The sequence below is a fragment of the Bradyrhizobium sp. Mp27 genome (assembly GCF_029953005.1).
Lineage (GTDB): Bacteria > Pseudomonadota > Alphaproteobacteria > Rhizobiales > Xanthobacteraceae > Bradyrhizobium > Bradyrhizobium barranii.
This window is the reverse complement of record NZ_JASAUS010000240.1, coordinates 1-7,542: the sequence shown is the minus strand read 5'-3', so window position 1 is coordinate 7,542 and position 7,542 is coordinate 1. Positions and strand designations below refer to the sequence as shown.

Annotated in this window: 7 protein-coding genes; 1 reads left to right on the top strand and 6 read right to left on the bottom strand. The window is 58.7% G+C overall.

Annotated features, from left to right (window positions below; all coding sequences use genetic code 11):
* The first annotated feature begins 854 nt into the window (after positions 1-854).
* The gene (locus QJT78_RS46545; protein WP_281460689.1) at positions 855-1,985 is read left to right on the top strand and encodes a transglycosylase; all 1,131 of its coding nucleotides are present in this window, start codon (positions 855-857) and stop codon (positions 1,983-1,985) included.
* Between the two features lie 136 nt (positions 1,986-2,121).
* Here QJT78_RS46545 and QJT78_RS46540 read toward each other — a convergent pair whose 3' ends face one another.
* The 6 genes from QJT78_RS46540 to QJT78_RS46515 all read right to left on the bottom strand — a co-directional run.
* Positions 2,122-2,472 (bottom strand): hypothetical protein, encoded by a 351-nt coding sequence (locus tag QJT78_RS46540; RefSeq protein WP_049808090.1) that lies wholly within the window; start codon positions 2,470-2,472, stop codon positions 2,122-2,124.
* 512 nt (positions 2,473-2,984) lie between these two features.
* Positions 2,985-3,443 (bottom strand): hypothetical protein, encoded by a 459-nt coding sequence (locus tag QJT78_RS46535; protein WP_080586904.1) that lies wholly within the window; start codon positions 3,441-3,443, stop codon positions 2,985-2,987.
* A gap of 386 nt (positions 3,444-3,829) precedes the next feature.
* Positions 3,830-4,093: a hypothetical protein gene (locus tag QJT78_RS46530; RefSeq protein WP_038945657.1), complete on the bottom strand. Its 264-nt coding sequence runs from the start codon at positions 4,091-4,093 to the stop codon at positions 3,830-3,832.
* Between the two features lie 229 nt (positions 4,094-4,322).
* Complete coding sequence (locus tag QJT78_RS46525) at positions 4,323-4,502, bottom strand: STAS/SEC14 domain-containing protein (protein ID WP_049808091.1); 180 nt, start codon at positions 4,500-4,502, stop codon at positions 4,323-4,325.
* 344 nt (positions 4,503-4,846) lie between these two features.
* The gene (locus QJT78_RS46520) at positions 4,847-5,611 is read right to left on the bottom strand and encodes an outer membrane beta-barrel protein (RefSeq protein ID WP_038953383.1); all 765 of its coding nucleotides are present in this window, start codon (positions 5,609-5,611) and stop codon (positions 4,847-4,849) included.
* A gap of 1,007 nt (positions 5,612-6,618) precedes the next feature.
* Positions 6,619-7,542: transporter (locus QJT78_RS46515; protein ID WP_281460688.1), on the bottom strand; the 924-nt coding region annotated here is incomplete at its 5' end.

Below are 7,542 nucleotides of genomic sequence, written 5' to 3'. Positions count from 1 at the left end.
CTACGCCCTCCCGACGCAACGACAAAACCGTAAAGCCCCGCGTTCAGCATAACCCGGCAGGAATCCACTTAAATCCAGCGGGGCGCTGTCCAAACAACCGGGGCCAGCTCTTTCTTCGCAGATCCAGAGTTTGTCTGCCGGTGATAGTGCTTGTGTTTGAACGGAGCGTAGTGGCCTGGCCAGAACCTGTCCTGCGGCCAAAACGGAAACTGAGCGTGTGCGATCCCTGTAGAGAGCATGAAAGCGGCGAAAGCTATTATTGGAGTCTGCCTCCTCATTCAGTGCCTCATGCAGTGAAGTTGCATGCGAGGTCCAACGCAAAAAGCGTGGCGTTACCGACCATAGCCTCGTCTTCAAATCTGGTCGCAGTGGGTCGAAAATTGGACCAATTCCAATGACGAGGCCAATCTGCCGGAAGAAGACAATCGGCAATAGCCGTCGCGCTGATCGCCGGGCCGATCAATGTACAGTGTGAGGGCCGTTGCGACGGACGCTTTGATCTTGGGCAATGGGTTCGGTTCGCTCAGATGATCCCATAAATCGTCAACGACAGACCGCTCGAAGGGACGGCATCCCCGACTACGGCCACTCAAGCGCACCTGTTGGTCCGACATTCACCATGACCGGCTCGCCGCGAACTAGCCGCATGCGTCGCATGGGTCCGAAACTTCCCAACACGCTTACGTCGCAGAACAATTGCTTGCCGCCGGCGCGTTGCATGCGGGCAACACTTCGTGGAAAAGATGATGAACCGCGGTTTGCGCCATTGCGCGGCCATGTCTCGACCCGAAAATTCACCCGTCGCGTGCTTGGCTGTGCAGCATTGCTCGGGTGGGGCCTTTGGAGGCGACGGGATGATGAACCCGCGGCGATTTACGGCAGTGGTGCCGACGTTTTGCGGAACGGTCGTTCTCGCGGGGGGGATCGTTGGCTGGCTGGCTGGCTTCGGTTCGGCCGGCACCGAAAACATCGGCGCAGTGCCAATCGAGGATCGCGCAGCATCGCTCGCCGCCAACGCCAGGCTCGCGGATGAACCGCAGGCAATCGCAATGGACAACGCCGTTGTCGCTAACACCGTTGTCGCGAACGCTGCTGTGGCTGGCGCCGAAGTGGCGACGGCCGCCGAACCCGCGGCGGGGACGGCCACCGACACGACGGCGGCTTCGGATAAGCCGGAATCGATCGTCGTGGTTGCGTTGCCCGATCCGTCGCAGATGCTGTCGGCCGATTTACCGCCCGTGCAGGAATCGGTGGACTTGGGCCACCATGATGTCGCCCAACCGGGGCCGACAACGCGCAATGCCTCCAACTCGGCGCCGGTGACGCAGGATTTTCGCTATCTCATCTATTACGTCTGGTCCGAACTGCCTCCTGCCGAGAAACCGGCGGAGATCGTCTTAAAGTCACTCAAGGACATCCCGGTCGGAACGCCGGTCGAGGAGATCAAGCGCGCTTCCGACGCTTTCGGTCTGGACTTCCATTTCATGAAAGCGGTTGCCAAGATCGAGTCCGGTTTCGACCCCAAGCAGCGCACGGGGTCGTATATCGGCCTGTTTCAACTGAGCAAGTACGAGTTCAACAAATTCGGCTCCGGGCAGATTCTTGATCCCCGCGACAATGCCATTGCGGCAGCCTACAAGGTCATTACCGAAGGCATTCTGTTCGAGTGGGTGACGCAGAAGAAGCCGACCTTGAGTGATCTTTACTTGATCCATCAACAAGGCTGGGAAGGCGCCGCCGAGCACATCAGCCAACCCGATCGCATCGCTTGGAAATCCATGTGTGCCACCAGCGAAGGGAGGGAGAAACGCGAAAAATGGTGCAAACGCGCGATCTGGCGGAATACCCTTCCGGCCGTCAAAGCCGAGTGGAAATCGGTGGATAAGCTGACATCGGGGGCGTTCGTCGGAATGTGGCGCGAGCGGGTTGCGCATTTCCAATCGAAATACATGGCTACCGCCGACGCCGAACGGGCGAACCAGTAGATTTCCGTTGAGTGGTTGGTAGGAGTTGCCGCACGCGCGGGCCGAGCGGGGGCCTCACCGCCGCCGCGAGACGTGGTGTCGCTCAGTGGTCGCGCAGGACGCGCTTTACGTTTTCAACGACTCGCTCGGACCATTCCTACTGCGCGCTAACGAGGTGATCGATCAGATGCCGATGTCTGGTTGTGGCCCGGTCCATGCGTAGACCGCCGGCCTTGGCCGTGATGCTACACATCAGCTCGTCGGTGTGCAGACTGCCTTTCATCAGCATCTCGCCGTGGGCAGCGTGGATCAGTTCGACGGCATTAGCGGCGGCCGCCTCGCTGTGCGGCGCATCGACGATTTCGATTCTCGCGATGTCGAGCCCGTGAGTGTCGGCCGTGTCTCTGATCTTTCCCTCCGGACCCACCAGGATCGGTCGGATGATGCCCGCGCTGGCGCTGTCGAGGACGCCGCAGCGCAGGGAGGTCTCGTCGCAGGGGTGCACCACGACGGTCTGAACGGGATCGATCGAGCGGGCGCTGCGATCAGAGTATCGTACTTGCTCGGAGTGCTCGTGTGGGCGTTTGCGGTAGCCTGGTCGACTGACTCATCGCTGGCGTTTCATTCACGCCTTTCAGGGCTACTGGGCGGTTTTTGACCTCAAGGGCCTAGTTGAATCCGCAGTGGGCCGGATAGGCTTGAACCATTACCACCTTATACCGTGAGATTTACGGACAACTCTGACGACGACCCAGGCAAAAACGTACCTGAGCCTAAGCCATGCGCAGAGGAGGCCCGGCGGTTCGCGCAGCAATATGCCGACGTTGGGAAGTTACGAGGTCGCTCGAATTGAGGAAGTCTCTGCCCCGCAGAACCTCGCCTGAATCCTGTCCTCCTCATTGCATGATCGAATGAAGTTCGCTGCCGGCGGCACAATACCCATTCAGGGTGCACAGTGGTTCGTCGCCAATATGTTAACGCCTCGCGCGGAACGGCTGGGTTAGACCAGCATCTGATCAACTACGAGCGCAGGAAAACCGCAGCGTCTAGATAGCAAGGAGGAAATATCGCCTTAAGCCTCGCGCCGCGCAGGAAGATTGTGTGACGAGACAAACCACCACGCGTTGCGATCCAATTCCGAACCGGAGCCGGGTACATTGAATACATTATTCGTGTGGCTTCTGGATTTGTAATTTGGCGTCGGCCAGCCCCCAGGTCCCAGGCTGCGTGGAAGGCAAGATTTGCCCTTTCAGTTACGCAGATTCTTTCCGAAGGGATCTTAGCTAGGACGATCGTACAGGCCGAGGCGCAGAGGCCATCGATGATCACAGTCTGGCCCGTGTTCTTCAAGTTTTCGTACCGATCGAAGTAACGTTGGATCAACCCACCCCGATCGTTGGTAATCCTCACCACGGCATCGCTTGGGCCCGCGTATCCCAGTGAAAATGCTGCAGCGAGCAATGCCGTCAGGAATTTCATGTTTGTGCCTCTCAACATTGCATTGACCCCGGTACTACGTTCGAATGTGTTGCGGCAGGAACGACGTCACTGGGCGTTCGGGTAGCGGGTAGCAGGACTCGGCAGCCTGCCTCCGGAATGAACCCTTCGTAGGTTTGGAGCGGCAATCTGAGGCGATCGTGGGACACCCGCAGTTATCGGACGGCTATGCGCTTACATTTCTTGCGACCGCCGAATGGTTTCTGACAGTTTGCCGTACCCGGCGGCCGCGTCTGACTTCCAAGCTGAATACGAGGGTTCGATTCCCTTCCCCCGTCCAAACTTGTCGAAGAACTAGCCTGCGAACGATTGTTGCTTTCGACAAGGACTTCCCGTCTGGCGCGCGGCGCGGTCGTGGTTCACTGCCTCTACTTCGGTACGCATTCGACGTTGAAGGCAATGATGATCTGCGCTGGGTCAGCCTGACCCAGGCTCTTCAAGTCTTCCAAACCGCTTCTCATCCTGGCTCCCGCCTCCTTCAAGCGCTCCTCCAGTTTGGACTTCGCTGCCAGGCAGCGCTCTTCACTGGAAAATTCCTGGAATACCACGGTCGGAAGGACCCTCCATTCCGCTCTGTCATTTGTGGCGGCCGGACTAACTGAATACGAGAAGACGTACATCAGGATCCACATCGGAAGGCTCCATCTGTGACGCGACGGCAGTGAAAGCCTGCGCCCTCAAGGCCATCGTCGATAAGAGGGGCACGTCTCGCCTGCGTCGGTGCTTGCCACAGGCCGTGTTAGTGCAGCGCTGCTTAACAAAGGGAGGTTGATCTGGATCAAACAGAAGCCCGATACTTCCATCCTATGAGCCGGGGCTTGTCCTGGCGGGCGCACTATGGGCGGATCACGCCGATATGGATCATTGCGCTTCCAGCCACGCCAGCGTCTCCGCTTTTTGATCGGACGAAAATCGACGAACTTGCGCCGAGACAAAGTGCTTCGCCATCCGCGGTATGGCCTTGAAGAGCTCGCTGTCAGTCACGACGACCACGCGCTTCACCTGTCGATGATAGCCTCCGACGAGCTTGAGCTGTCCCACCCCGGAAAGGCCTTTGCGAATATCATTAGGCCGGCCAGCTCTCCATTCGCCGCGACAAAGGGATCGATTTCCTGGGCGAGCCGCTCAAAGTTAGCTTTCTCGCGAGCGCCCCTACCGGCGAGAGAGTGAGGATGCGTCGGTCTCGCAGCAACTCCGGCCTGAGAAGTTCGAGGCCGCTCAACTATCGTCGGCTTATTGGGCTGACCGAAAGCAGCCGCAACATCTGTAAACCGGCGCTCTCACCCACCTCAGACATTGCAAAGATGCAGCAACCGCTAGCCATACATAGCCCGCAAAAAAGCCCCGGCGAGCCGGGGCTTTGGTTTGCGCAGACTGGAGCGATATCAGTATCTCGCCGCGACAGGAGCTTTTCCATACCCGCCGAAGCGATAGTTGAAGCGCACAGTGACCATATCCACGTCTTGGCTGATCCGGTCGTTGAGTACGGCCGCAAGCCGCGGATCGGCCACGGAGAAGGAGTTGTTCGCATGTCCCATCCACAGATGATCGTATTCAACACCGACCGACCAGTTTTGTGCGAAGCCATACTCCCAGCCGACACCCAGCGCGCCGCCCCAGCGCGTGTTATCTGCCGAGACCAGACCGATCCCGGTGGTGTTGTCGAATATTGTCAGGCGATTGCTGGTTACGGCCGCGCCGCCCTTCACGTAGAGCAGTGACGCGTTCCACGCCCAACCGAGTTGGCCCGTGAAGAGACCGATGGCGTCGGTCTTAACTGTGGTTGAAAGCGTCGGGTTGAACAGGCTGACGCGCGTGTTGCTGAGGTCGGCCCAATCGCCCTGCGCTTCCAATCCGAACACAAATTGATTGGATTGCCAGCGATACCCGACCTGCCCGCCGACAACGCCACCCGACCGATCCCGGCAACCGCTTGCAACTGTGCCTGCGAGCGTGACGAAATCCACGCAATTGTGGCTTTGGCCCCATCCGCCGTTGGCGCCGATGTAGAAACCGGTCCAGTCATAGATCGGAGCGACCACCGGCGGCGGCGCCTTGGTGTAGGGGCGTGCCGCCATATCAGCCGCCGACGCGGGGGCCGCCATGCTCACTGCCAGCAAGGCCACGCCACTTAACAAAATCTTCCTCATTATTCTCGCTCCATCCACGTTTCACCCGAACGATGCCGGTTCTTTTTTGGATGTCCGGCGTTCCAGCTCGAACCTAGCTGAGCCGACTGGCATTCGATGTGCCTATGCGGCAACAGTTGGGAAAATTTGGAAATGTGCGCGCTCTAGTTGAGTAAGTGCTATTGACCAATCAACGAAGGAATTTGCGTCTTAGAATTTGCGGCAGCGGCGGTTTGTTGGCCCCTTAGCCGAAGGTCGATTGAGCGCGTGTCATGTCGGCTGTCAGGGGCAAACCGGACGCCGATCCAACTTGGCGTCCACCGCTGCTTTTGACCCAATTGAGACATGAGCATTCCATGATTTGTGCAGCGCGCATGAACGCAGTGCACCATTCCCCTCGACGCCTTTTCCTGCTGGCCTGAGTATCTGGAGCAGTCATGTGCAAAGCTTTGGCGAAAACTATGTCGCTCGATGCGCTGCACATATTCATTGACATCTGGTGACAGTGGCCGACATTGACGGCCATGGTAGATAATAGGAGTAGGTGCAATGAGGGCTTACTCAATTGTCGGGCTGCTGTTTGCGGCAGTGGTGTTGGCGACGATTCCAGTCTCGCCGCAGGTTACATCGCGTGGCGTCGTGGAGTTAAGCGTTGATCAAGCGCAGGCCTACACGTATCGGCGCGCCCGCGTGACTGCGCGTCGTGTCGACCGTCGCGATTACCGCCATACGCGTCGTGCCGTGCGGCGTGGTGTCTACTAACGGAGCGCGATGCGCGCCGACAAGGTACGAGACGGTGATCAAAGTGCTCGATCACTCGCCCGCGCCGACGATTGATTGAGTAAATCACTGCGGTTCGTGCATGTCGTTTGCTGCGGCGATGAGTCCAGGTCTGGCCCCTCAGCGAAGTGGTGACACGCCTCATTGAGGTCCGTTCAACGAGGCCGACTTGCTTACGTTGAGTCCTTCGCATTTAGACCCATTTGAGACATCGGCCGATCGCAGCCGACGTCCGGTTGGCACGAGGTTTATTTCACAACCAGATGCTTCGTGCGCGCTATGGCGGCAGGCGCGGACGGGGAAATGGTGAACGTCAGCCAGGTATTCCATCCTGACGGACGGTTGGCTGCACCGAATTCGCCGTATCCCCTCAGGCTAAGGGAGCCCTGCATGTCTGCGACCGGGAAGCCGTACCCGATTTGCGGACCGACACCGAAAACGCGTGACCTGAAGCCACCGAGGATCGGGTTCTGGCCGGAATCGTCGGTGATTTGCTGGTAGGCATATCCGACAATGCCGAGGAAAAGCTGCTTGGTGAGGTAGTGCGATGCGCCCCAGTCGAAGTGGAAATCGATGCCGCTCCGGTACAGGGTATCAGGATTCCTGAAATTGTAGGTAAGGCCGGCGACGCCCGAGATTTCGTTTCCTGCCGCCGGGTCGAAATAGGTATAGGCGCCTCCAATGTCGATCGCGCCGTGCCCGAGCCCGATGTTGGGAATCCGCGTCGGATCATAGTCGCCGACGGGAATATTGCCCGTGACGTAAGCCATGTAATTGTCGACGCCATGGCTCCATAGCAGTTGCGCGAATGGCGCGAGGTCGCCGTAGGAGGTAAGTGAGCCTTCGAGCATTCCGGTGCGCGTCATCACAATCGGTCCGGCTATCGCTGTCAGTGTTCCGGCGATACTGGTGGCGGCTCTGCCGTACTGGCCGGACATGCCTACGACCAACTGCCCGCCAAGCACCGCCGTCGTGAAAGTATACGATGGCGCAAGGGCGATCAGGTCGGCCCGCCCGCTCAGACTCAGATTTAGATTAACGTTGACGTTCGCGGGGATTTTGGTAAGCGACGTTCGCGTCCCACTCGCAAAGGTTTGGCGTGGGGATTGCAGTCTGTTGATCAACGTGTTTGCAAATCGTTGGCGGGGGGTATGGAGGCGGCAACGACGGAG